This is a genomic window from Alcaligenes pakistanensis (assembly GCF_014652815.1).
GTDB classification, from domain to species: domain Bacteria; phylum Pseudomonadota; class Gammaproteobacteria; order Burkholderiales; family Burkholderiaceae_B; genus Alcaligenes; species Alcaligenes pakistanensis.
On record NZ_BMZN01000001.1, the window covers coordinates 915,256 to 939,709 of the forward strand.

Annotated in this window: 21 protein-coding genes and 3 tRNA genes; 14 read left to right on the forward strand and 10 right to left on the reverse strand. The window is 55.0% G+C overall.

What is annotated here, in order from left to right; all coding sequences use genetic code 11:
- Positions 1-14: 14 nt before the first annotated feature.
- The 5 genes from dnaJ to hrcA form a co-directional block, all read right to left on the reverse strand.
- Positions 15-1,145: a molecular chaperone DnaJ gene (dnaJ, locus tag IE156_RS04220; protein WP_189391193.1), complete on the reverse strand. Its 1,131-nt coding sequence runs from the start codon at positions 1,143-1,145 to the stop codon at positions 15-17.
- Between the two features lie 102 nt (positions 1,146-1,247).
- Positions 1,248-3,173 carry a molecular chaperone DnaK gene (dnaK, locus tag IE156_RS04225; RefSeq protein WP_189391194.1) on the reverse strand — a complete coding sequence of 642 codons (1,926 nt, stop codon included), beginning with the start codon at positions 3,171-3,173 and terminating at the stop codon, positions 1,248-1,250.
- Positions 3,174-3,360: 187 nt separating this feature from the next.
- Positions 3,361-3,951, reverse strand: a complete 591-nt coding sequence (grpE, locus tag IE156_RS04230) for a nucleotide exchange factor GrpE (protein ID WP_189391195.1) — start codon at positions 3,949-3,951, stop codon at positions 3,361-3,363.
- Between the two features lie 120 nt (positions 3,952-4,071).
- A complete protein-coding gene (hemH, locus tag IE156_RS04235; RefSeq protein ID WP_189391196.1) occupies positions 4,072-5,157 on the reverse strand; it encodes a ferrochelatase in 1,086 nt (361 codons plus the stop codon).
- A gap of 63 nt (positions 5,158-5,220) precedes the next feature.
- A complete protein-coding gene (gene hrcA, locus IE156_RS04240; protein WP_189391197.1) occupies positions 5,221-6,234 on the reverse strand; it encodes a heat-inducible transcriptional repressor HrcA in 1,014 nt (337 codons plus the stop codon).
- Between the two features lie 127 nt (positions 6,235-6,361).
- Between hrcA and IE156_RS04245 the strand changes: the two genes are divergently transcribed.
- Together IE156_RS04245 and recN are read left to right on the forward strand one after the other, a co-directional pair.
- Positions 6,362-7,261 (forward strand): NAD kinase, encoded by a 900-nt coding sequence (locus IE156_RS04245; RefSeq protein ID WP_189391198.1) that lies wholly within the window; start codon positions 6,362-6,364, stop codon positions 7,259-7,261.
- Positions 7,262-7,270: 9 nt separating this feature from the next.
- Positions 7,271-8,920, forward strand: a complete 1,650-nt coding sequence (gene recN, locus IE156_RS04250) for a DNA repair protein RecN (protein WP_189391199.1) — start codon at positions 7,271-7,273, stop codon at positions 8,918-8,920.
- 173 nt (positions 8,921-9,093) lie between these two features.
- Here the strand turns inward: recN and fur are convergent, their stop codons facing one another.
- Positions 9,094-9,549: a ferric iron uptake transcriptional regulator gene (fur, locus tag IE156_RS04255; protein ID WP_189391200.1), complete on the reverse strand. Its 456-nt coding sequence runs from the start codon at positions 9,547-9,549 to the stop codon at positions 9,094-9,096.
- Between the two features lie 146 nt (positions 9,550-9,695).
- Between fur and IE156_RS04260 the strand changes: the two genes are divergently transcribed.
- From IE156_RS04260 to IE156_RS04270, 3 genes are all read left to right on the forward strand, one after another.
- Complete coding sequence (locus IE156_RS04260) at positions 9,696-10,163, forward strand: outer membrane protein assembly factor BamE (protein ID WP_373296482.1); 468 nt, start codon at positions 9,696-9,698, stop codon at positions 10,161-10,163.
- An 18-nt stretch (positions 10,164-10,181) separates the two neighbouring features.
- Positions 10,182-10,973, forward strand: coding sequence for a 4-hydroxy-tetrahydrodipicolinate reductase (gene dapB, locus IE156_RS04265; protein WP_189391202.1), 792 nt, complete (start codon positions 10,182-10,184; stop codon positions 10,971-10,973).
- Positions 10,974-11,366: 393 nt separating this feature from the next.
- Positions 11,367-12,185, forward strand: a complete 819-nt coding sequence (locus IE156_RS04270; protein WP_189391203.1) for a sterol desaturase family protein — start codon at positions 11,367-11,369, stop codon at positions 12,183-12,185.
- A gap of 14 nt (positions 12,186-12,199) precedes the next feature.
- Here the strand turns inward: IE156_RS04270 and IE156_RS04275 are convergent, their stop codons facing one another.
- Positions 12,200-12,928, reverse strand: a complete 729-nt coding sequence (locus tag IE156_RS04275; RefSeq protein WP_189391204.1) for a GntR family transcriptional regulator — start codon at positions 12,926-12,928, stop codon at positions 12,200-12,202.
- Positions 12,929-13,064: 136 nt separating this feature from the next.
- On the opposite strand from IE156_RS04275, the gene IE156_RS04280 reads away from it, so the two are divergent.
- The 3 genes from IE156_RS04280 (at position 13,065) to IE156_RS04290 (ending at position 16,553) form a co-directional block, all read left to right on the forward strand.
- On the forward strand, positions 13,065-13,790 hold the full coding sequence (locus IE156_RS04280; RefSeq protein WP_189391205.1) for an alpha/beta fold hydrolase: 726 nt from the start codon (positions 13,065-13,067) through the stop codon (positions 13,788-13,790).
- Positions 13,787-15,037 carry an iron-containing alcohol dehydrogenase gene (locus IE156_RS04285; RefSeq protein WP_189391206.1) on the forward strand — a complete coding sequence of 417 codons (1,251 nt, stop codon included), beginning with the start codon at positions 13,787-13,789 and terminating at the stop codon, positions 15,035-15,037. The genes IE156_RS04280 and IE156_RS04285 overlap by 4 nt, the downstream gene beginning before the upstream one ends.
- A 151-nt stretch (positions 15,038-15,188) precedes the next feature.
- Entirely contained in the window at positions 15,189-16,553 is a 1,365-nt protein-coding gene (locus IE156_RS04290; RefSeq protein WP_189391207.1) for an MFS transporter, read from the forward strand.
- A gap of 107 nt (positions 16,554-16,660) precedes the next feature.
- Here the strand turns inward: IE156_RS04290 and IE156_RS04295 are convergent, their stop codons facing one another.
- On the reverse strand, positions 16,661-16,810 hold the full coding sequence (locus IE156_RS04295) for a hypothetical protein (protein ID WP_189391208.1): 150 nt from the start codon (positions 16,808-16,810) through the stop codon (positions 16,661-16,663).
- A 237-nt stretch (positions 16,811-17,047) separates the two neighbouring features.
- On the opposite strand from IE156_RS04295, the gene IE156_RS04300 reads away from it, so the two are divergent.
- On the forward strand, positions 17,048-17,719 hold the full coding sequence (locus IE156_RS04300; RefSeq protein WP_189391209.1) for a GntR family transcriptional regulator: 672 nt from the start codon (positions 17,048-17,050) through the stop codon (positions 17,717-17,719).
- On the opposite strand, the gene murB is transcribed toward IE156_RS04300, so the two are convergent.
- Positions 17,716-18,726: a UDP-N-acetylmuramate dehydrogenase gene (gene murB, locus IE156_RS04305; RefSeq protein WP_189391210.1), complete on the reverse strand. Its 1,011-nt coding sequence runs from the start codon at positions 18,724-18,726 to the stop codon at positions 17,716-17,718. The two genes, IE156_RS04300 and murB, sit on opposite strands and share 4 nt — an antisense overlap.
- 334 nt (positions 18,727-19,060) lie before the next feature.
- Here murB and IE156_RS04310 point away from each other — a divergent pair.
- The 3 genes from IE156_RS04310 (at position 19,061) to IE156_RS04320 (ending at position 19,365) form a co-directional block, all read left to right on the forward strand.
- Positions 19,061-19,136 (forward strand) — tRNA-Gly (locus tag IE156_RS04310).
- Positions 19,137-19,178: 42 nt separating this feature from the next.
- Positions 19,179-19,252 (forward strand) — tRNA-Cys (locus IE156_RS04315).
- A gap of 37 nt (positions 19,253-19,289) precedes the next feature.
- Positions 19,290-19,365 (forward strand) — tRNA-Gly (locus tag IE156_RS04320).
- Positions 19,366-19,471: 106 nt separating this feature from the next.
- On the opposite strand, the gene IE156_RS04325 is transcribed toward IE156_RS04320, so the two are convergent.
- Positions 19,472-21,124, reverse strand: coding sequence for a GMC family oxidoreductase (locus tag IE156_RS04325; protein ID WP_189391211.1), 1,653 nt, complete (start codon positions 21,122-21,124; stop codon positions 19,472-19,474).
- A 182-nt stretch (positions 21,125-21,306) separates the two neighbouring features.
- Between IE156_RS04325 and feaR the strand changes: the two genes are divergently transcribed.
- Positions 21,307-22,230, forward strand: coding sequence for a transcriptional regulator FeaR (feaR, locus tag IE156_RS04330; protein WP_189391212.1), 924 nt, complete (start codon positions 21,307-21,309; stop codon positions 22,228-22,230).
- A 289-nt stretch (positions 22,231-22,519) separates the two neighbouring features.
- Entirely contained in the window at positions 22,520-24,415 is a 1,896-nt protein-coding gene (locus IE156_RS04335; protein WP_229840974.1) for an esterase/lipase family protein, read from the forward strand.
- The last annotated feature ends 39 nt before the right edge of the window (positions 24,416-24,454 follow it).

A 24,454-nucleotide genomic window follows, 5' to 3' on the forward strand; every position in this document is an offset into this window, starting at 1 on the left:
ATCCTTGTCAGGACTCAGGAAAAGAAGCTCTTAACCTTGTCCGTCCAGGATTCACTTTTGGGCGAATGCTTCACACCACCATCACTCAAGGCCTGTTCAAACTGACGCAGCAATGTTTTTTGCTCATCGTTCAAACGTACAGGCGTCTCGATTTGAATGTGGCAGTACAAATCACCGGGGTAGCTGGAACGCAGACCCTTGATACCCTTGCCGCGCAAACGGAAGGTTTTACCCACTTGGGTGCCTTCAGGAATAGTGATCTCGCCACGCCCGTTCAGGGTCGGCACTTCCACCGTTCCGCCCAGGGCAGCCGTCGTAAACGGGATAGTCAGCTCGCAGTGCAGGTCCTCACCATCACGCTGGAAAATACCATGTGGCTTGATGCGGATTTCCACATACAAGTCACCGGCTGGACCACCGTTAACACCAGGTTCACCATTGCCGCTGGAGCGAATGCGCATGCCATCGTCAATACCGGCTGGAATCTTAACCTGCAAAGTCTTGGTCTTCTTGACCTTGCCTTCGCCGTGACACGCCACGCAAGGGTCTGGAATTTCCTTGCCGCTACCGTGACAGGTCGGGCAAGTTTGCTGCATGCTGAAAATGCCCTGCTGCATACGAACTGCGCCACTGCCTTGACAGGTGCGGCAAGTCTGTGCAGAGGTACCGGGTTTGGCACCCGAACCCGAGCAGGTTTCGCAATTTTCCCAGCTTGGCACCCGAATTTCAGTATCAAAACCGGCTGCCGCTTGCTCTAGGCTGATATCCAGCGCGTAACGCAGATCTGCGCCACGATAAACCTGAGGGCCACCGCCACGACGTCCGCCGCCACCGAAGATTTCGCCAAAGATATCACCGAAGGCGTCTCCAAATCCGGCCCCGCCCATGCCGCCACCCATACCGCCCATGCCAGCATTGGGATCGACTCCGGCATGACCATAGCGGTCATAGGCTTCGCGTTTCTGTTCGTCGGACAGGATTTCGTACGCTTCCTTGGCCTCCTTGAACTTTTCTTCGGCGTCCTTGCTATCCGGATTACGGTCAGGGTGGAACTTCATGGCCATCTTGCGATACGCCTTGCGGAGTTCATCCTGCGTCGCATTTTTGGCCACACCGAGAATTTCGTATAAATCGCGTTTTGCCATAGTTGATTAACGACGTCTAAACGCCGCTGTTTGAATAATAATGCCCGATCTCCAGCGTAAACCGCCAAAGATCGGGCCAGGGAACCTTATTCAGGCTCGCAATTACTGATCGCGTTTGACTTCTTTAAAATCAGCGTCAACCACGTTCTCGTCGGCGGGCTGCTGAGCCGTACCTTCAGCACCTTCTTGTGCTGCGGCCTGGGCCTGCATATCGGCGTACATCTTCTCGCCCATTTTCTGCGAGGCCACACCCAGCGCTTCAACCTTGGCGTCGATGGCTTCCTTATCGCCTTCCTTCAGAGTTTCCTCCAAATCAGCGATAGCCTTTTCGATAGCCTCTTTCTCTTCTGCTTCCAGCTTGTCGCCGTATTCCGTCAGCGACTTGCGGGTGGAGTGCATCAAGGCTTCAGCCTGGTTACGTGCCACAGCCAGTTCAGCGATACGGTGATCTTCAGCCGCATTGACCTCGGCATCTTTCACCATGCGCTCGATCTCCTCATCGGACAAACCGGAGTTTGCCTTGATGGTGATCTTGTTCTCTTTACCTGTGCCCTTGTCTTTGGCGGACACATGCAAGATACCGTTGGCGTCGATGTCGAACGTCACTTCAATCTGGGGCAAGCCACGTGCTGCTGGTGGAATACCTTCCAGATTGAACTCGCCCAGTGCCTTGTTACCGGCAGCGATTTCGCGCTCGCCCTGGAACACCTTGATGGTTACCGCAGGCTGGTTATCGTCAGCCGTGGAGAACACTTGCGAATGACGCGTAGGAATCGTGGTGTTCTTCTGGATCATCTTGGTCATGACGCCACCCAGGGTTTCAATACCCAGGGACAGAGGAGTCACATCCAGCAGCAAAACGTCGGTACGATCGCCCGACAACACGGAACCTTGAATAGCAGCCCCAGCGGCCACTGCTTCGTCCGGGTTGATGTCTTTACGTGGTTCACGGCCAAAGAACTCTTTAACGCGTTCTTGTACCTTAGGCATACGGCTCATACCGCCGACCAGGATCACGTCGTCGATTTCCGAAACCTTCACGCCGGCATCTTTGATGGCAACGCGGCAAGGCTCGATCGTACGTTCGATCAGGTCTTCAACCAGCGCTTCCAGCTTGGAGCGGGTGATTTTCAGGTTCAAGTGCTTAGGACCGGAGGCATCTGCCGTAATGTAAGGCAGGTTGATCTCGGTCTGCTGCGTCGAGGACAGCTCGATTTTGGCTTTTTCAGCGGACTCTTTCAGGCGCTGCAAGGCCAGCACGTCTTTGGACAGATCCACGCCGCTTTCTTTCTTGAACTCGGCAATGATGTAGTCGATGATGCGCTTGTCAAAGTCCTCGCCACCCAGGAAGGTGTCGCCGTTGGTCGAGAGCACTTCAAACTGTTTCTCGCCATCGATATCAGCGATTTCGATGATGGAAACGTCGAAGGTACCGCCGCCCAAGTCATACACGGCAATCTTGCGATCGCCCTTTTCAGCCTTGTCCAAGCCGAAGGCCAAAGCCGCAGCGGTTGGCTCGTTGATGATGCGCTTGACTTCCAGACCGGCAATACGGCCCGCATCCTTGGTAGCCTGACGCTGGCTGTCGTTAAAGTAAGCAGGCACGGTAATGACGGCCTCGGTTACTTCTTCGCCCAGGTAGTCTTCGGCTGTTTTCTTCATTTTGCGCAAGATGTCGGCAGACACTTGCTGAGCGGCCATCTTTTTGCCTTGTGCTTCCACCCAAGCGTCGCCGTTATCGGCGGCAACAATGGTGTAAGGCACGTGGTCGATGTCCGTTTGAACTGCTTTTTCGGTGAACTTACGACCAATCAGACGCTTGACAGCGAAGATGGTGTTAGCTGGATTGGTAACCGCCTGGCGTTTGGCAGGAGCGCCAACCAGGATTTCACCGTCCGGCATGTAAGCCACGATGGAAGGGGTCGTGCGACCGCCTTCGGCATTTTCGATAATACGAACCTGGTCGCCGTCCAACACCGATACACAGCTATTGGTGGTTCCAAGGTCAATACCAATGATTTTGCCCATGATTTTTTACCTGACTAAAAGATTGATTGCGAAAGCAAATTGTTTGATGAAATGCATATGGGGAACTCCACGTACATTTCAAGAGCAGCAGCCTTATTTTTTTAACGATGCAAGCGGCAAGTCCCGGAAATAAGCCCTAAGGCATTTCAACGCTGGACGGCCTGCTTGCACAGTCCGGCTGGCTCAATTACTTGGGTGCTGAGACCATCACCAAAGCGGGGCGCAACACGCGATCCGAAATGGTGTAGCCCTTTTGCAGCAGTTGGGCAACAGCGCCTTCTTCAAACTCCGAAGGCACCGCCGAAATGGCTTGATGCAGGTGCGGATCGAACTTGTCACCTGCTTGCGGGGCCACTTCTTTCAGGCTGTTGCGCTCAAAGGCCTTGTTCAGCTGGCGCAAGGTGGTTTCCACCCCTTCTTTCCAGACATCCGTGCTTTGCTCTGTTTGGGCCAAAGCCGCTTCCAGACTGTCACGCACCGGGATCAGACTTTCTGCGAAGGACTCTGTACCGAACTTGCGGGCTTTAGAGACATCATCTTCCGCACGGCGACGGATGTTTTCCATTTCGGCCTTGGCACGCAGCAACTGATCGTAGTACTGCGACACTTTGTCCTGAGCCTGAGCCAGTTCCGTGGCCAGATCGGCCGAACTCTCTTCAGGCTGCTGGGCCAAAATCTCTGGCTGGTCTTGCTCGACAGTGTTGTGTTGTGCCTGTTCAGGCGTGTTTTCTGTCATTTCCCCGTCCAGAGGCTTATTAGGATCGGCATGTGTAGCCATTCGATTGATCTCCACTACATGAATTCGTTGATCGCATGAAAATGGGGGCATCTGCCCCCAGTTCAAGACCTGCATTTGTATTTTGCGGACCCGGCCCTTAAAAAAGCCCGGCCATCGCTATTATCGGGTCGGTACCAGACGAGCCGGTAACCAGCCACCCAGATGCTGCACGGCCAGCCGTCCCAGACCCTCTATCCATTGTGGATCGGCATTCAGGCAAGGGATGTAGTGAAACTCGCCCCCCCCCTCTTCCAGGAACGCATCGCGGCACTCCACCTGAATTTCCTCCAGTGTTTCCAGGCAATCGGCCAGGAAACCGGGACAAATAGCATCGACCCGTCCCACGCCCTGCTTGCCCCATTCGCGCAAGGTCGGCTCGGTATAAGGCTCTAGCCAGCGCTGTGCACCAAAGCGGCTTTGAAACGCCAAATGCACGTCTACCGCGGGCTCATCCAGCGCAGCACGCAAGGCATCAGCGGTTTCACGGCAATCGCGGTAGTAGGGGTCGCCCAACTCCACGCAACGACGTGGCAAACCATGAAAACTAAGTAACAGACGCTCGGGCTTGCCGTGCTCGTCCCAATAGCGGCGTATCTGCGCCGCCAAAGGACCGATGTAATCGGGGTGAGTGTGATAACGCTTGATGAAACGCAGCTCGGGCTGATTGCGCTGTTTGCCAAGATGCGCGGCCACACAATCTACCGCTGTCGCCGTGGTGCTGGCCGCATATTGCGGATACAGGGGCAAGGTCAAAATACGCTCGCAACCGGCCGCTTTCAACTTATCCAGGCCGCTGGCAATAGAGGGATTGCCATAGCGCATGCCCAACTCCACGTTTACATCGTGGCCTTGCGCCTGCAACAGTTCCTGCAAGCCATTTGCCTGCGCCTGGCTATAGACCAACAAAGGCGCACCGTCCTGCAGCCAGATGTCCTTGTAGCGGGGTGCCAGCTTGCTGGGACGACGCGGCAAGATGAACAAGCGCAAAATAATTTGCCAGACCGGCTGCGGGATCTCAATAACCCGTGGGTCGGACAGGAATTCACCCAAATAACGTCGAATGGACGCCGCATCAGGTTGATCCGGAGTACCCAGATTAACCAGCAAAATACCGATAGGCCCGACCTCGCGCACTGGAGCCTGGGGATTGAACAGATCGGCATCCTGCGCTTCGGGCAAATAAGGAGAGGCAAACAACTTGGGCATGATGATTAGTGCGTTAGACAGCCAGATCGTCTCGGGCCCAGCAACAGGCCGACACGAGATACATCAACTGGCTGAGTGATGGCTCAAGGCATTGGACAATAGCCGGGCCGTAATGTCCACGATGGGAATCACACGATCATACGCCATACGCGATGGTCCGATCACGCCCAGCGTGCCCACGACCTTACCGTCTACGCCATAGGGCGCGGTAATGACGGACACATCATCTACTGGCAAAAGCTGGGAATCCCCACCAATATAAATCTGCACGCCATCGGCTTGGCTGGACACATCCAGCAGATGCAGCAGATCGGTTTTTTTCTCGAACAGGGAAAACAAACGTCGCAAGCGATCCATGTCCGCCACCATTTCCGTGACGTTCAACAATTTGCTCTCGCCCGCAATAACAACAGCGTCCTCGCTGTCGGGCTGATGACTGCCCACATCCACCGCTTGCTGCATCAACCGTGAAATATCTACCTGCAAGGAACTGAGTTCTTGCGACAGAGCCAGCTTGACCGACTCAAAGGACATACCCGAGAAGTGCTGATTGAAAAAATTGCTGGCCTCGACCAGTTCCTGCTCTAGATAGTCGCGTGGCACAAACAGGATGCGATTTTGCACGTCACCATCCGGGGTGACGATAATCAGCAACACGCGCTTGTCGGATAAACGAATAAATTCAATCTGCCTGAAGGTCTGGGCTTTTTTGGGGGCCAGCACCACTCCGGCAAACTGCGACAGGTTCGATAGCAGCGAAGCAGCTGAACTGACCGCGCGGTTCGGCTCATCAAACGGCAGGTACTGGCTTAGATTCAGGGAATCAGGCCGCTCGAAACGCTCTGCCGCCAACAGCCGGTCCACGAACAGACGGTAGCCTTTAGGCGTAGGAATACGCCCCGCCGAGGTGTGGGGACTGTGAATCAGGCCCAGGCCCTCCAGCTCCGCCATCACATTACGTATCGTGGCCGGAGAAAACTCAAAAATAGTTGATAAGGTGCGAGACCCTACCGGCTGACCGTCCGCAATGTAGCGTTCGATCAGCACCTTCAACAAGGCATTTGCTCTGTCATCCATGTCGCGTACGTCACTTAAAAACACCAGCTCTGCATGATAAAGGGGAGAATCTTACAGCCAAGCCTAGAGTGGCAACTCTATAATCCACTGATCGCCATTATTTCATTAAACATAAGGTTTTCGCCCCATGCATTTCAAAACGGTTGCCATTGTTGGCCGATACCAGGACTCCGGCTTGGATGCGCCCATCCGATCGCTGGCTAAAACCCTGGTCGACACTGGCTGCTCGGTGCTGCTTGAAGCCACAACCGCCCAGAATGCCGACATTACCGAATTTCCTATTGGCGATTATGCCCAAATTGGCGAACGTGCTGATCTGGCCATCGTGATGGGCGGAGATGGCACCATGATAGGCGCTGCTCGCGAATTAGCCCACAGCAAGGTGCCCTTGATCGGAATTAACCATGGGCGCCTGGGTTTTATTACCGATATTTCCCTAAATGACGCCAATGACGCTTTGCTAAGCGTTTTAAAGGGCGAATACGATATTGAAGAGCGCTCCTTGCTGGAAGGCCGCGTCGTGCGAGACGGCGAAGTGCTGTATTCAGGCGTGGCCCTGAACGATGTGGTGATCAACCGTGCAGGCCGCGGTGGCATGATCGAGCTGCGCGTAGAGCTTGACGGCGTGTTCATGTACCGCCAGCGCTCCGACGGCCTGATCATCTCCACCCCGACGGGCTCCACCGCCTATGCGCTAGCCGCCAGCGGCCCTTTGCTGCACCCTTCACTCAAGGCTTTTTTGCTGGTGCCGGTGGCGCCGCAAACCCTGTCGCACCGACCTATTGTGCTGCCCGATACCGGTACCTTGAATCTGACCATTACAGCTCTGGGCCGGGTGGAATCAGGTGGCAGTGTGCACTTTGACATGCAAACCTGGTCAGACTGTCAGCAGGGCGACCGCATTGATGTGCGGCGCGCCCAAAACACCATTCGCTTTATTCACCCCAAGGGCTACAGCTTTTTTTCCACCTTACGCCAGAAGCTGGGTTGGAACCATATCCCCTTGCCTAACGACGAAACCGAATAAACCATCCCTATGCTTCGTACCCTGCACGTTCGAGATTTTGTCATCGTGGATCAAGCCACGATTGATTTCGACTCCGGCTTCACCGTCTTTTCTGGTGAAACTGGCGCTGGTAAATCCATTCTGATCGACGCGCTCTCCCTGGTCTTAGGGGCACGCGGCGACGCTAAGGCGATACGCGAAGGCTGTGCGCGCACCGAAGTCAGCGCGCACTTCGATTGCGAGCAAGACATTCAAACCTGGTTAAGCGAGCGCGATTTCGATGTCTCGGACGAACTGATTTTGCGTCGTCTGATTGATCAACAGGGCCGCAATCGCAGCTACATCAATGGCAGTGCCGCTACTTTGACTCAGCTACGCGAGCTGGGCGAACTGCTGGTGGATATTCACGGCCAGCACGCCCACCAAAGCCTGATGAATCCTCAAAGCCAGTACGATCTGCTCGATAGCCAGGGCGGTCATTTGCCGCTGGCGCGTCAAGTGGCCCAGTCCTGGCAGCAATTGAGCCAAGCCCGTAAGGCTGTCGAACAAGCCAGCCAAAGCGCTGAACAGGGTAGACGCGAGCAAGAGCGTCTGGAATGGCAGATCAACGAGCTGTCCAGCCTGAGCCTGCGCGCTGGTGAGTGGGATCAATTGCAGCAGGAGCACACCCGCCTGTCTCACGCCCAAGCCTTGATTGATGGCAGCGCCTTGGCTCTGACCGCACTGGATGGCGAGGAAACATCGGTCCAGCAGCTACTAGCGAAAGCCAGCCACGAAATGAGCGCCTTGCTGCGCCATGATCCTGGCCTACAAGCCATTGTGGATGCGTTGGAATCAGCACAGATTGCCATCACCGAAGCCGCCTCGGACCTGAACAGCTATTTAAGCGATATGGAGCTGGACCCGGAACGTCTGGCCCAGGCGGAAGAGCGCGTGTCGGCTATTTTCAACGCCGCCCGCAAATTGAAGGTAGAGCCCGAAGCCTTGCCTAGCCTGCTGGAAGGCTGGCAGGAACAACTGGAGCAGTTGCAACAATCTTTTGACTTGGAAGCCTTGCAAGCCAAAGCCCAGCAGGCCGAAGAACACTATCAGGACTTAAGCGGCAAACTCAGCAGCGCACGCCGCAAAACCAGTGTTCAGCTAAGCAAACAAGTCAGCCAAGCCATGCAATCGATGGCGATGCAAGGTGGTCGTTTTGAGGTCGCCCTAACCGCTTGCGCGCCCCAGGTTCACGGGCTTGAGCAAGTCGAGTTTCTGGTGGCGGGCCATGAAGGGGTGACACCACGCCCGCTAGCCAAAGTGGCCTCTGGCGGTGAGCTGGCCCGAATCTCGCTGGCGCTGTCAGTCATTGCCAGTCAGGCAGCCCGTGTGCCTACGTTGATTTTTGACGAAGTCGATACCGGTGTGGGCGGTGCTGTCGCCGAAGTGGTGGGACGTTTACTGCAAGAATTAGGCGCACGCCATCAAGTCTTATGTGTGACTCACCTGCCTCAGGTTGCGGCCTGCGGCAATCACCATTTGAAAGTCGAGAAAACAACCGAGCAAGGCCAGACGTTCTCCTCGATTCGCCCTTTAACGCAAGACGAACGGGTGGACGAAATCGCCCGGATGCTGGGTGGCCTGGAAATTACGCAAACAACGCGCGAGCATGCGCGAGAAATGCTGGCACGCCAGCGCTAAGCCTTTAAAAACGCAGACTAAACCACCAGCGCTTATGCGGCTGGTGGTTTTTGTCCAGTCCGGATCGGCCCTGTGGCATGGATCTGATTATTCTTTGATTTTTCAGGATGCCATCCTGGCTATCCTGCCCCCAATCATCAGACCCTACGCCAGCAGGACTTATCAAACCAGATTTAGCTGCGCAGAGTAGGCTTAGCCTGTTTGCCCGCTTCCGAGCATTTAGGGCAAATGCCATACAGCAGCATCGTATGGCTCTCCAGCACAAAACCGTGGTCTTTGGCGACCTGGTGCTGACGGGCTTCGATATCGCTGTCGGTAAACTCTTCCACGACGCCGCAATTGGTGCAAATCAGGTGATCGTGGTGATCGCCGTCATTCAGCTCAAACACGGCTTTACCGCCATCGAACTGGCTACGCACCAAAATGCCGGCTTGCTCGAACTGGGTCAGCACACGGTATACCGTGGCCAAACCAATATCGACTTCCTCGGCAATAAGCAGACGATAAACGTCTTCAGCGCTCAGGTGGCGTTGACCGTCCAGATCGGAGCGGCGAAAAATATCCAGAATCTTCAGGCGCGGAAACGTCGCCTTAAGCCCCATGTTCTTCAGTTCATTTTGATCGTTCATGGCTAAATTATCGCATCTTGATGGGGATGAATCCCAAGTCCGTTCTGGAACAAAACCAGGCCGTCTTGAGGCGGTTCAATGCGCAATTCATGCGCTTTTTCCTAAACCCTTATATGATAACGATTTTATTCCTACTGGGGCATTTCGTGCAGAAGAAGGCCAATTCATTCACTCCTGTCATTCGCGCCATACTCGCCGCTACCTTGGCTGCCGCAGCCTTGAGCGCTTGCGGATCCTCTAAATGGGGCTTCCCGTACCGCGCCGACATTCAGCAGGGGAACTGGATCACTGCCGAGCAAGTAGCCCGCCTGCAAGCCGGGATGACTCGCGAGCAAGTCCGTTATCTACTGGGTTCGCCCACCCTGCAGGACATTTTCAACGCCGACCGCTGGGACTATCCTTACCTGAACCAGCCTGGCTACGGCAAGAGCGAGCAGCGCACTTTCACCGTCTGGTTCGAGGGTGACACCCTGGTTCGCTGGGAAGGCGACGAACAGCCAGACCGCCAACCCTTTGAGCGCAGCGATACCGGCAAAAAGCAGACACCACCGCCTGCAGACGCTGATAATGCTGCCCCAACGCCAACCGTTACCGGCACCCAGCCCACGCTTTAAGTTAAGGACACAGGATACATGCGCATTGCCATTGCTGGCGCAGACGGCCGTATGGGCCGGATGCTGATTGAATCTGTTTTGAACAGTACTGACCTGACGCTGGCCGTTGCCCTGGACCGTAATGGCTCCAAGGCTATCGGCCAAGATGCAGGTGCTTTTCTGGGTAAGGACACCGGCGTCAAGATTACCGACGACCTCAACACCTTGGCCCAAGCCGATTGCCTGATCGACTTTACCCGTCCGGAAGGCACGCTAGTCCATCTGGATGCCTGCCTGCAGCACGGCACCCGTCTGGTCATTGGCACCACAGGTTTTTCCGAAGCAGAAAAACAGCAGATTATGGCGGCTGGCCGCGAGATCGCCCTTGTTTTCGCTCCTAATATGAGCGTGGGCGTCAATGCCACCCTGAAGCTGATCGAAATGGCTGCCGCCTTGCTCAACCAAGGCTACGACGCTGAAGTATTTGAAGCCCACCACCGCAACAAAGTGGATGCCCCATCAGGCACCGCCTTGGCGATGGGCGAGACAATTGCCAAAACCTGGGGTGAGTCCCTGAACGATGTGGCCGACTGGGCTCGTCACGGTCATACCGGTGCTCGTCAAGACGGCCGCATTGGTTTTTCCGTCGTACGCGGCGGCGATATTGTGGGCGACCACACCGTGTTTTTCTGCGGTGAAGGCGAACGCATCGAGATCTCGCATCGTTCTAGCAGCCGTGCCGGTTATACCAATGGCAGCCTGCGTGCCGCTCGTTTCCTGGGCGATAAAAGTACAGGTCTGTACAGCATGCAGGATGTGCTGGGCCTATAAGCCTACTAGCACATAAGCAAGCAAAGCCGGCTTTCGAGCCGGCTTTTTTTATATCCCAACAAACTCGTCTCTGTCTTTCCCCCCCTTTTTCTGGCGACTCTTGCTCAGGCTGGAATCAAACTCCTGTCTGTTTACACCTTACTGCCGTAAGCCCCACCTCTCGTCGCTTCCCTGCAGCACAACTCTTGCACACGCTCAGAGGCACACCCGGAAACCCGCCTTCTACCTCCCAATAACACCTAGCTTGACCCAGCCCTAAACAGCGATTCTTCCTCAGACCTTTCTCCAAAAATTCGCCTCCTCCCTATTTTCCCTGCTTGACTCAAAGAAAAATATCACTAATATGTCAGTTGGATATTTAAAGAATAAACCTTTCTGGTGGAGACACACGACATGATGAGCGAACGCCAACGCAAATTTCGCGAAGAGTACAAATCCAATATCAGCCCGGCCTACAACGGCGTTCTTCACGTTGTTGTGACCTACATAGTCGGGCTAGCCGCGATTTACTACAGCATCACTCAATTGGGGCCGGTGGGCTGGGAATGGCTGATTGTCATCCCCGTTTTTCTGACAGGTAATTTTGTTGAATGGGCCATGCATCGCTATGTCATGCACCGACGCATCAATATCGTGGGCCTGCGAGAAATCTACGAACGCCACACCCGTCAGCACCATCAGTACTTCACGGACAATGAGGCCACCATTGATTCCAGCAAGGAATTTCGGATTGTGTTTTTCCCCTGGCGCGTATTGGCCACGCTGGGAGTGGGGGGTGGAATCCTGGGCTGGTTGGCCGCAACGGTCATCAACCCCAATGCAGGCTATTTTGTGTTCATGACTATGGTGGCGCAGTACCTGGTGTATGAAGCCTTTCACTACTGCTGTCATGTGCATGAAAACAGCTTTGTGCGCAATATGCCCTTTATCAACACCATCCGTCGTCACCATACGGCTCATCACAATCAGGGCATCATGATGAAGTACAACATGAACCTGACTTTCCCTATCGCAGATTGGGCCATGGGCACCACAGATCTGCGCCGCGGTCTGCTGGGTCACCTGTTCAACGGCTATAGCGAAAAGCACATCAAGGAAGAGCTGAAGCCCATTATTCGCCGCTTCCGCTTTGAGGACACGGGTGACACCACGGATGGCCCAGCCCTGCAAAGCGACGAGGCCCACGCCTTGCAACGTGGCCTGACCGGCTAAGCCCCGCGGTTTCTCTACAAGCTGGAGATCAAGGTCGTGCGGGCGAGTTCTTCGATGTAATCCATCAAGCGATCCAGGCTCTGTCCGGCCTGGTCCATATCGCCCCCGGCAATGGACATCGCCAAATCGGCATGTAGCCTGCACATCTCCGACAAATCCGGATTTTGCTGATAGTGGCAGAACCAGAAGCGTCGGGACAGGCCATGCGTCAGGCGCATGGCCCCTTCCGCAAATTCATTGCGTGCGGCCTCAATTTCCAGCTCATTCAAACGCCGATCCGCCCGGATAAAACTGACTTCATCATTCTGGGCGGCCGTTTCCAGGAAAGCGTCATGCAAGCTTTTGAACTGCTCGCGTTGATCTCGATTCGCTCGGCGTGCCGCACTGCGGCAGATCAAGCGTTCGATTTCCCGTCGCGTTTCGATCAGGCGCAACTGTTTAGGCATATCCAGCTCTGGAATCAAGAGCCCACGCTGCGGCAATACCAGCATCAGGTGCTCACGCGCCAAACGCTGAATGGCCTCACGAATCGGGGTGCGGCCAATCTCGAACATCTGGCTCAAGGTCAGTTCCGAGACGATGCTGCCGGGTGGCAACTTCAGCGTGATGATGGCCTCTTCCAGACGCTCGTAAGCAATGTCCGTGAGCTTGGGCTTGGGTTCTGCCAACGCCTTGATCTCCAAGGCTTCATCCAGAATCTGCCCCTTCGCCTTTCCCGCTACCTTCCGCTTGCTTGTAACCATGCTGACCCTGCCTTTAAAACGCAGCACTTGCTGCTTACACCCGATACCTGACGCCCGCTGAAACCTGTTGAGGATGAGGCTAAGTCTAGGCAACAACCTCATATCTTAGTTGTATTTATCTACTCCAGGAAGCCACATGAGCATTGCCCCCAATTCAAAACAAGGCGCCATCATTACCGTTCATGGGATTCAAGGCACCCACCGCAGCTGGCTACCTGTTGTGCAGGCCAGCCAAAGTCAGCTGGACTGGCATACCCCCGATTTGCGTGGCCGGGCTGCTGCAGTGCGCGGCACGTGCCAGGAAGACTATGCCCTGGCTTGCTACGTACAGGATTTGCGCGCCAACATCGAGGCGCTGCCCAAAGGCACCCCATATATCTTGGCAGGCTGGAGCCTGGGGACCTCCGTCGTTCTACAAGCCTGTCTGACACTGCTCGACGAACAGGCCCTGCTCCCTCAGGCCCTCGTATTGTTATCAGGCACGGCCAGTTTGAACAAAACCCACTGGTTTCAGGCGCAAGACACCCCTGCCCTGTTGCAAGAAATTGCCGAACGAGAACAAAGACTGGGCCTGAGCGACGCAGCGGGTCATCAAGATGTTGCCTGGACCTGGTTGGCCAATCGCCAGCACGATCTGTACGCGCAGCTACCCCGACTTTCCCTGCCCGCCTTAATTATTCACGGCGAGCAAGATCAGGACTGCCCCTTTGAACACGCCCGCCTGCTGGCTCAAGCCTTGCCGCAAGCCACCTTGCATAGCCTGCCCCAAGCCGGTCACAGCATTCTGGGCTCCCACAGCAGCTTGATTGCTTCCCTGATAGACCACTTCTGCTCCCTTCACACCGCAAGGACTCCTACATGAACAAGCACGTTTTCTTTTGCCCTCCCCCACGCACTCTGATGGGTCGTGGCTGCCGCCATGAGCTGCCTGCACTGATTGCCCATTTAGGCTGGCGTCGCGGTCTGCTCGTCACAGATCGATTTTTTACGATTCAAACCAGCTGGGTCCAGGACCATATTGCCGCCTGTCGGGAATTAGGCATCGAAGTCGTGGTTTTTGATGGCGGTGAACCTGACCCCTCGACCACCTTGTGCGATCAGGCCACTGTGCAAATACGGGCCCATTTGGCTGGGCATCCTGTCGATCACGTCCTGGCTTTGGGAGGTGGCAGCAATATAGATCTGGCCAAGGCATTGTGTCTGACCGTGCCAACGGGAGCGTCAGTTCGCGCATACAGCAACGTCTGGCCTGCCCATACCCAAGTCCTGCCATTGATTGCCCTACCTACCACCTCCGGCACAGGCTCAGAGGCCACGCCGGGCGCCATTCTGCTCGACCCGGACAATGCGACCAAAATCGCTGTGATGGGCAATACCTTGCGCCCTGCCATTGCAGTCATAGACCCCGAACTTAGCGATAGCTGCCCACCGCGCGTCACTGCAGACGCCGGAATTGATGCCCTGACCCACGCTATCGAATCCTTTGTCACACAAGACGCCAGCGACTTCGATCGCGCAGGCAGCCCGGACCCCGGCTATAGCGGCCGCTCGTCCCTGACCATGATGTTTGCACGTGAATCCATACGCCTGTGCGGAGCCTTCATGTTGCGCGCTTACCGTAACGGCACAGATACCGAAGCCCGTGATGGCATGGCCAGCGCCAGCTACTATGCAGCGCTTTCCTATGGCACTGCCGGCCTGAATGCCGTGCATGGCATTGCCTACGCGCTGGCCGGTTTGACGCATCAGTCGCATGGCACCACCAATGCCGTCCTGCTGCCCTATGTGCTGGATGAACTACGTGAAACCCGCGCACGGGAGTTGCTGGAAGTTGCCCAATTGCTGGGCATGCCACCAGGCCATCCCGATGACACTTTGTTGGCACTACCCACCTATATACGCTCGCTAGTCGAGCAGTTGGATATTCCTTCCGACCTGAGTCAGTGCGGTGTGCAAGAGCATCAACTGGAGCGCTTGCGAACCGATGCCTTGCAAGTGACTCGACTGGCCAAAGCCTTTCCCGTTGCCGACTGCGCCCGCTCTTACGCACGCATTATTCAACACGCTTTTGAAGGCACCTTAGCTGGCGCAGTCAACATAAATAATTAGCCAGCTAAGTACATACCATTATTCAATCCTGAAATAAATACCACTAGTATCCATGTAATATATCAGTAGAAGAAAAAAGGCCTGCCTTAGTCTGATGGCAGGTCACCTACACATAAAACCCGCCACCAGAGCGGAACGACAGGAGACACCTATGACAGCCCAGCTTTCCCCCAATGTGGCTAATCGGCTTGAACGATTACCCATGACACGCTATCAACGCATGCTGTTCGGTATTATCGCAACCGCCTGGTTCTTTGATTCTATGGACCTGGGCATCATGACGTTCGTTTTAGGTTCCATCAAAGCAGAAATGGGTTTGAGCACCGCGCAAGCGGGCATGCTGGCCAGCTCCAGTTTTCTGGGCATGTTTTTAGGCGCTGCCATTGCCGGCATTCTGGCAGATAAATACGGCCGTAAGCCCGTCTTCCAATGGAGCATGATTTTCTGGGGCGTAGGCAGCCTGGCCTGTGGCCTGTCTCAAAACATCGAACAGTTAATGGCGTTCCGGGTGTTGTTGGGTTTTGGCATGGGGATGGAGTTTCCCATCGGCTTGGCCATGGTCTCCGAAATCGTGCCCGCCAAAAGCCGCGGTCGCTACATTGCGATTCTGGAAGGCTTCTGGCCCCTGGGCTTTATCTGCGCCGGCATTTTGACTTTTTTCAGTCTGGATTACATAGGCTGGCGCGGCATTTTCATTGCCTTGTCCATCCCTGCCCTGTTTGTCTTTGTCATTCGTCGTTGCGTACCCGAATCCCCTCGCTGGCTGGAAGAAGCAGGCCATAACGAGCGCGCTGAACTGGTAACCAGCACGTTTGAAAGCAAAGTCATTCAAGCCAATGGCGGCCAAGCCCTGCCCTCACCCCTGCCACCCACCCCTCGCGAGAAGCTGAACCGTGGTGCCTTGTTTTCTCAGCTGTGGCAAGGCCAATACGCTCGCCGCACCCTGATGTTGTGGATGTTGTGGTTCTTCTCTTTGCTGGGTTATTACGGCCTGACTACCTGGCTGGGTGCATTGCTTCAGCAAGCCGGTTATGAAGTCACCAAGTCTGTGACCTACACCATCTACATTTCTCTGGCGGGGATTCCAGGCTTTATCTTCGCAGCCTGGTTACTGGAGAAATGGGGCCGCAAAGCGACTATGGTCTTGATGCTGTTCGGTAGTGCCTTGTGTGCCTTTATTTATGGTCATGTCGCCACCAGCCAAGCCCCCGTAGCCCAGCTAATCGGCGCTGGTCTGTGCATGCAGTTCTTTATGTTTGGCATGTGGTCGGTCTTGTATGCCTACACCCCCGAGCTGTACCCCACCCGCACACGCAGCACCGGGGCCGGGTTTGCTTCGTCTATTGGCCGACTGGGCTCCTTGCTCGGGCCTTTGCTGGTGGGTTTTATCTTGCCGTGGACCGGACATTCCGGTGTCTTCACGCTAGGGGCTATTTCCTTCTCCATCGCTGCTTTGGTGGTGATCGCTCTGGGCGTAGAAACCAAGGGGCGATCCCTGGAGGAAGTCTCGGCGTAACACGGCTAAGCGATAGCTTGTCGCCCACGGGGCCAAGCCCCCGACAATAAAAAACCCGTATCAGCCTTTTACGCTGATACGGGTTTTTAACCTCTAAATGGCTGACCTCAATTAGCCTTGCCATCCCCACTCAGATCAACCTGTACTCGACCATCCCGCACAGCATGCGCCCGCTCACGATCCACCTTGCCCTCCCCGGCCTCAACAACGACGGTTCCTACGCAATTGCCAATCAAATGGGTCAATGCCCGCGCCATTCCCATGAACCAGTCAAGGCAATGGCACTAAAACCAGACCATAGAGAACTCTGGATAAAAACCACGTAGTCGCCTCCTGTGTTTTATCAGAACCAGCACCTGTTAGAACTCCGCCAAGCAAACTAACATTCCATCTAATATTTCAAAATATATTACATATGAAATACCAACTATAATTAAAACCGGATAAACAAAAGCAGCCGCAAAACCCCTATAAGTACAAAACGGAGACGCTAAATGAGTATTCCCTCCTCCTCTGATGACACCTTGCTGGCCACCCAGGCATTCCAGGCATTTCGTCACTTATTGGCTACAGGGCAGGTACGTGCGGGGCAGATGGTATCGATGGCTGAACTCATGAAACTAAGCGACTTTCCCTTGGCTCCCGTGCGCGAGGCCGTTAAACGCGCCGCCGCCGCCGGCCTGGTGTCGATACTGCCCAAGCGAGGCGTTCTGGTCCTAGAAGCAACCAGCGAAGCGCTGCGGGAATGCTTCCAGCTGCGTTGTGTATTCGATCAGGAGGGAGCCAGGATATTGGCAGGCCGTGCCAAGGAATCGGCACTGGATAGCTTGCGTAGCAAGCACGAGAAGATTCTTGAACAGGCACAAAGCGGCGTCGTGACGACTGCCTTGCAGATTCAGGCCATGGAAGTGGATTGGGCTTTACATCGCTATCTGGCCCAGGCGCTGCACAACCGCTCGGCCATCACAATTTATGAAGAAAACTGTGATCGCATCAATGTACTGCAACACTCGCGCCGCCCTTTACCCGAGCGCATTGTGCCAGCCATGACAGAACACCTGCAGATTCTGGATACGCTTCAGGCTGGCGATCCCGAAGCGGCCATGCACGCCGTCCGCCACCATCTTGCACAAACACTGCGCTGGTGGGGAGCAGCTGACGCTTAAGTCACCACAACGGGCTCTTGTTCCAGCTCTACTCCAAAGCGCTCCCGGACTGAAGCCCGAATTGCTTGTGCCAGGCGTGCGATGTCATGCGCGGTTCCGCCACCATGGTTAACCAGCACCAAAGCCTGGCGATCATGCACGCCCACGGCACCATCGCGCCGCCCTTTCCAGCCACACTGATCTATCAGCCAACCAGCCGCCAGTTTGCACTGGCCCTGTCCGACCTCGTAAGACACCAGATTCGGCCATTGCTGCTTCAAAGCGTCGCGCTGCTCAGCCTGCACAACGGGGTTCTTAAAGAAACTCCCGGCATTCCCCAAGACACGGGGGTCAGGCAGTTTCTGACGACGAATATCACAAACCGCCTGGAAAATCGTTTGTGGATCGGGTTCACCCGCCAAATACGCTTGCTTGTTTAAATCGGGATACTCCAGCACTGGCGTCCACTGACGCGGCAAGGCAAAACGCACTGCCAGAATCAACCAGTTACCTGCTGGATCGCGCTTGAAACGGCTGTCTCTATACGCAAAGCCACACTGCGCCGCAGACAGCTCCACTTCCTGGCCTTCTGTAAAGCTCCAGGCCAGCACACTATGAATGCGCTGCTCTAGCTCCAAACCATAAGCCCCAATATTCTGAACAGGCGCCGCACCCACGGTGCCGGGAATTAAAGCCAAGTTCTCAAGCCCGGGCCAGCCCTGATTCAAACAGTGCTGCACGAAGTCATGCCAACACTCACCAGCCTGCGCTTCCACAATGTAGGCATCATCTTGCTGAGCCACTAAACGAATGCCTTTGCTTTCAACTTTGACCACCAAGGCGTCCACTTGCTCGGCCAGCACGACATTGCTGCCGCCACCCAGCACAAAGATGCGCTCCCCTTGTTCAACCAGGGCTTGCAACGCGGGCAGCTGGGTAACATCGTCATACACCAGCAGATCGCGGGCACGACTGCTTAGGCCCAAGGTATTAAAAGAGCTCAAATCCACATTACGCTGCCTGTCCACGGCTCTGTCCACGATCAAAGAAAGCAATAAGCATAGCTCGGTCGGGAGATTTCCCGTGAAAAATTGCAGGATCTATTGACAAGCTCAATGAGCCCCATCTATAGTTACGTTCTTGCTTGAAGGCAGCGTCAGTTTCGCAGCGCAGGCAGTTTAAAGACAGGCAAGTTTGTTAAGCGCCACTGGTAAAAAGCTTCGGCAAAAAACCAAAAACACTTGACAAACAAATACAGCCACTCTAAACTAGCTTTCTTTACTTAGTAAGCAGTACTTACCAAGTAAAACGCTGAAAACGGATTAACATCTGCTTAAAGCAAACCATCTGCACAGCAGATATGCGGGAGTAGCTCAGTTGGTAGAGCGCAACCTTGCCAAGGTTGAGGTCGCGAGTTCGAGACTCGTCTCCCGCTCCAGATTCCTAAGGGAAGCCCAGGCTTCCCTTTTTAATCGACCACGGCGCAATGGCAGAGTGGTTATGCAGCGGATTGCAAATCCGTCTAGGTCGGTTCGATTCCGGCTTGCGCCTCCAGTAATTCTGGTCACAAGTCGGTAGTGCAGTAAAAAATGCGGGAGTAGCTCAGTTGGTAGAGCGCAACCTTGCCAAGGTTGAGGTCGCGAGTTCGAGACTCGTCTCCCGCTCCAAATTCAAAAAGCCCAAACTTCGGTTTGGGCTTTTTCTTGTCTGCTGCTAGTGCTTACACAGCCACAAAAACATAATTCCATGGCTGTTAGTTCCTTGGCTAAACGCTTAACCCTCTCTCAGCCAGGACGCTGGCTCACGGATAGGCCCTGGGTTGGAAGCTGCTAAAGGCCGACCCAATATTTGAGCCGCTCCGCGTTCTCCGATCATGATGGCCGTCGCGTTGGTATTGCCGCTGGTCACCATGGGGCAAACCGACAGATCGATCACGCGCAGATTAGGCACCCCATGAACTCGCAGATCCAAATCCGTCACTGAGGTAGCGCTATCGTGGCCCAATCTGCATGTGCCAGTTGGGTGATAGACCGTCTTGATGTTTTGCCGTACAAACACTTCCAGCGCCCGGGTGTCTCGCCAGTCCATCTCCTCCGGCGCAGTCACCTTCTTGATCAAGGCTTTAAGCGACGGTTGCTCCATCAGCCTAAGCCCTACCTGTACCGCCCGAATCTGTCCTTCCAAGTCAGCCTGTGTACCCAAATAGTTGGGATCAATCAGGGGCTGTTCTTGGGGGTCTTTGCTGCGTAAGCGCAGTTGCCCTCGAGCTTCGGGCCGAACGTGCCCCGTCTTGACGGTCAGGCCATGCTCCTGGGCAGGTGGCTTTTCTCCCGGCGTATTGTCAAAGTTATCCAGGACGGGCAAGAACATTAATTGAATATCCGGGCGGCCCACACCCAGGCTATCAATAAAGGCCCCACCCTCCAGGACATTCGTGGTCAGCAAGCCGCTACGAAACGCCGCCCATTGAAACATATGACTAATGCCGCGCAGGCCTTTATCCTCGCCAAGCAGGCTATTGCTGGCATGAGTAGTCGCATTCAGGGACAAATGCAGATGATCATGCAGATTTTTGCCAACCGGCAGATCGATCAAGGTATCGATCCCCAACACGGATAAATGCTCTTTAGGGCCTATACCAGACTGCATCAAAATCTTAGGACTACCAAAGGCGCCCGCACTAATAACGACCTCTTTGCGCACCCAGGCCGTTTGCACACTCCCCTGCTTTTCGCTGAACTCCACCGCTACCGCACGACCTTCACTAAACAGCACCTTATGCGTCAAGGCTCCCGTGATCACAGTCAGCTTGTCATTGCCCCGCACGCGTTTCAAATACGCTTTGGACGTGCTGCAACGCTCTCCGGAACGCGTAGTTGTCTGGTAGTAGCCTACCCCTTGCTGGGATGCCCCATTGAAGTCATTGACATACGCAAGCCCCATCTCCTGGCCAGCGCGCACAAAAGCCTGTGTCATAGGATGGCGGAAACGGTTCTCGCTGACACCCAAGTAGCCGCCTGCCTGATGATACTCACCGCTCAAACTTTCATTGTCTTCAGCAAACTTGAAATACGGCAGGACATCCCGAGCGCCCCACCCTGGCACACCCCACTCATCAAAATCCTCTTGCTGACCACGGATGTAAATCATCCCGTTAACCGAGCTGCCTCCACCCAGCACTTTGCCTTGCGCAATAATCATTTCACGGCCATTGCAGTGAGGCTGGGGAATCGTCATATACGGCCAAGACTTTTGCTGGAACACCTTAACAACCGTTGCCGGGATAGTGTGAAACAGGCTGCTATCGGGCCCGCCCGCCTCAAGCAACAGCACAGTGCCGGCATTCTGCTCAATCAGGCGCGTTGCCACCACACAGCCGGCCGAGCCGCCCCCTATCACAATATAGTCGTACTCTTGTCTGGACATATTGAAGCCTCAATTAAAAAGACATTTTTTGAGGATTCTAGAAGCACATACAACGAGCCGATTGACTCCCCAAGACACAGGCTTGACCCTGCCTGCCAAACTAAGTGAAAACCATAGGAGCAAGCCCCCCGCTGATCGGTAGAATATTTCAAGAGGAATGCAATCTCTCGAGACGATCATCCATGACTACTCAAAACCGGCATGCTTTCGAGCACTGGAACGATTTGGTCCAGGCAGTATGTAGCCGATTGGTGACGTGCCGTCCCAGTAAGGACAAGCCCTTTTTTGGGAATTTTCAGGTACATGACTTCGGCGGACTGGACATCGCTGACATCCGCACCAACGCCAACCTTGTCCGCTGCGAACACGGCAGCCTTACTCGCGGCGATGACCGCTTTTATTTTTTAGTCCTGCAGCGTCAGGGCACCATGGCCATTCGCACCGATCGCGAGCAATTCATTTTGCGTCCCGGAGACTTGGCCTTGCTGGACTCCGCCCAGCCATACGAGATGCGATCGCCGGACATAATTAATCAGCTATCGGTACATCTGGACCGCCAAGCCTTTGACCAGTACGTGCCTTTCTACGCGAACCGTTTCGGCAAGCTGGAGCAAAACGATTTTCATGGGCAACTGCTGCAATCTTTGCTGCGTCAGCTAAGCGTCATGACCCCGCAGGCCTATGCCCCGCTTGCCCCACAACACGGCACGTCGCTGCAAAACACCTTGATCACGCTTCTGGCCCCCTTGTTAAAGAACGGTCCAACGCCCGACAAGCATGATTTGCGTAGTCTAGTAGAGCGCATGATTGAGCAAACCCTGCGCGAGCCTCTCAGCCCCAAAGAACTGGCCAGCCGCTTGAAAATCTCTGTCAGGCAGCTACATAGACAATTTGAGCAAGGCGACGAGACCTTGCAACGCTATACCTTGCGACGACGCCTGGAACGCTGCGCCGCCGAACTGAGCTCTCCAGACAAATGGGATACACCGGCAGCGCATATCGCGTGCCAGTGGGGGTTTAGTGACTCTGCCTACTTTTCACGCGCCTTCAAACGGTTCTTCGGCTTGCCTCCGGCCGCCTACCGGGCTCGCATCAAAGAAGGCTAAAACCTCTTTGCACAGCCAAAGCCTGGCTGCTGCCAGCCGCCACGCCTATAGGTTAATATCGCATTTCGCACACAGCGAACACGGATATGATCAGCTAAATAGTTGATTGCCGCTCTATATGCGGCCGGTCCTGAATAGCCACTCCGCTGCTTGAATCCGTATCACGGCGCTCAGCGCCCCCCTCCCAAACATACCGACAAATACACTCCATAAAGTGATGGCCTTGATCAATCCTGTACGGACCACGCTGCTTGACCTTGCACCGGTACAAGCCATCACAGCCAGCCTTATGCGGCTTATATCTGGTGGGTACAGACGTAGGCTCTACACGGTAGGGGTTCTTACTTTCCTGGCCCTACTGCTTAGCGGCTGCGCTGGCGTCAAAATAGCCACGGTCAGCACCGAGGATTACATTGCCCAGCGTCGTGGCGATATTCTTACCACCCGCAAGCTCAGTGCTTCTGCACGCGACACGCTGACCAGTCTAGCCATCGTTCCCGAGCAATGCGCCAAAGACATCCCCCATTGCACGACCCGGCTAACAGAGCTGTGGAATCTGGATACCGAACAGCGCATGGCCACGCTGGCCGAGATCTGGACGCAAGAAGCCTTACGTTTGCAGGGACGGCGCAATGCCCGACCAGAGTTCGCGGTCGAGCTGTTCGATGCCTATCTGCAAAGCGCACGCTATGCCTACGCCTACCTGTTCTTCACGGATCGCAGGCCGGGCGACCGGGCGTTTGAGGATCGCCAGACCCAAGTTCGTGACTACTACAACTACTCGGTTCAGCAAGCAACCATGCTGCTGTTCGCCAAGTATCACGACACCAGTTTCGCTTTCCAGAAAACCATTGAGATTGGCAAGTGGCGTATTCGAGGTGATCTGACCCAGGTGCGGGGTGATTCTGCCCCTCCGCCTCATGAACTGATCCCGGCCTCACAGTTGACCTTTCGCGGGGTGCGCAGCATTTACCGACGCGACGGCTTTGGGGCCGAGATGGTGGTGGTAAACGACTCTGAAAACATCACCCCATCCATCTTCCAGACCACCTATAGCGAACCACCCTTTCAAGCTGTGACGGGGATCATTACCTTCCCTGGAGAAACGCTGTCCCAGGTTTTGCAAACCCGAGACGCGACAATTATTGGCTATGACCCCTACCAGCAGAACAGCGTTCAGTTAAAGGATGTACAGGTTCCCTTAGCCGCTAACTTTACGTCAGCCTATGGACTCTGGCTGGCACGCTCGGACTTCTCGACCCAGGCTTTGCGTACGGTATTGGGGCGTGATGGTGGGATTGAGTCCCCACATGTCTTTCTGCTGCAACCTTATGACCCTGATCGTCGCGTCATCATCATGTTGCACGGCTTGGCCAGCAGCCCCGAAGCCTGGATTAATGTCGCCAATGAAGTGCTGGGTGATGAGGAACTACGCAGCCGCTATCAAATCTGGCAGGTCTACTACCCGACCAACCTACCGCTGCCCTACAACAATGCCGAGATTCGGAAAGCCTTGAAGGAGACTTTCCAGCACTTCGACCCGAATCGAACAGCTATTGCCTCGAACAATATTGTGGTCATCGGCCACAGCATGGGTGGGGTGCTCGGTCGTTTACTGGTCTCGTCATCGGACAATCTTTTGGAAGATGCAGCCAGAGACCGCTATCAACTGGATGATGTCAGCGTCGCCCAGATGAACAAAGAGTTTGGCAGTGTTGTGCATTTTTCACCCTTGCCCGGCGTAACGACCGCCATTTTCATTGCGGCTCCTCACAAGGGCACACCGTTTGCGGGGAATCGGATTTCACGCTTGGCGGCGGCCTTGATTACCTTACCGGTGACGGTGGTGACTCAGCTCAATAAACTCAGCCAGGTAGCCGTCGGCAATACGCCTGCCAAAGAGGAAATGCTGATTCTGCCCAATGGAGTGGAGAGCCTGCGCGACAGCGATCCCTTCATCCAGATTACGTCCAAAATGGCGATCTCCACGCAGGTGCGCTATCACAGCATTATTGCCAACGACACGCCCAAGAAAGACTTGCTGTATTCCGATGACGGGTTGGTGCCTTATCAAAGCGCCCACCTACCAGGAGCAACGTCGGAACTGGTGATTCCGTTCTCGCATAGTGTGCAGGAGACGCCGGAAGCGATTCTGGAAATTCGACGGATTCTGCGGGAGCAATAATTGTAGGTGCAGGCACAGTAGCAGGGAGTGGCGCAACTA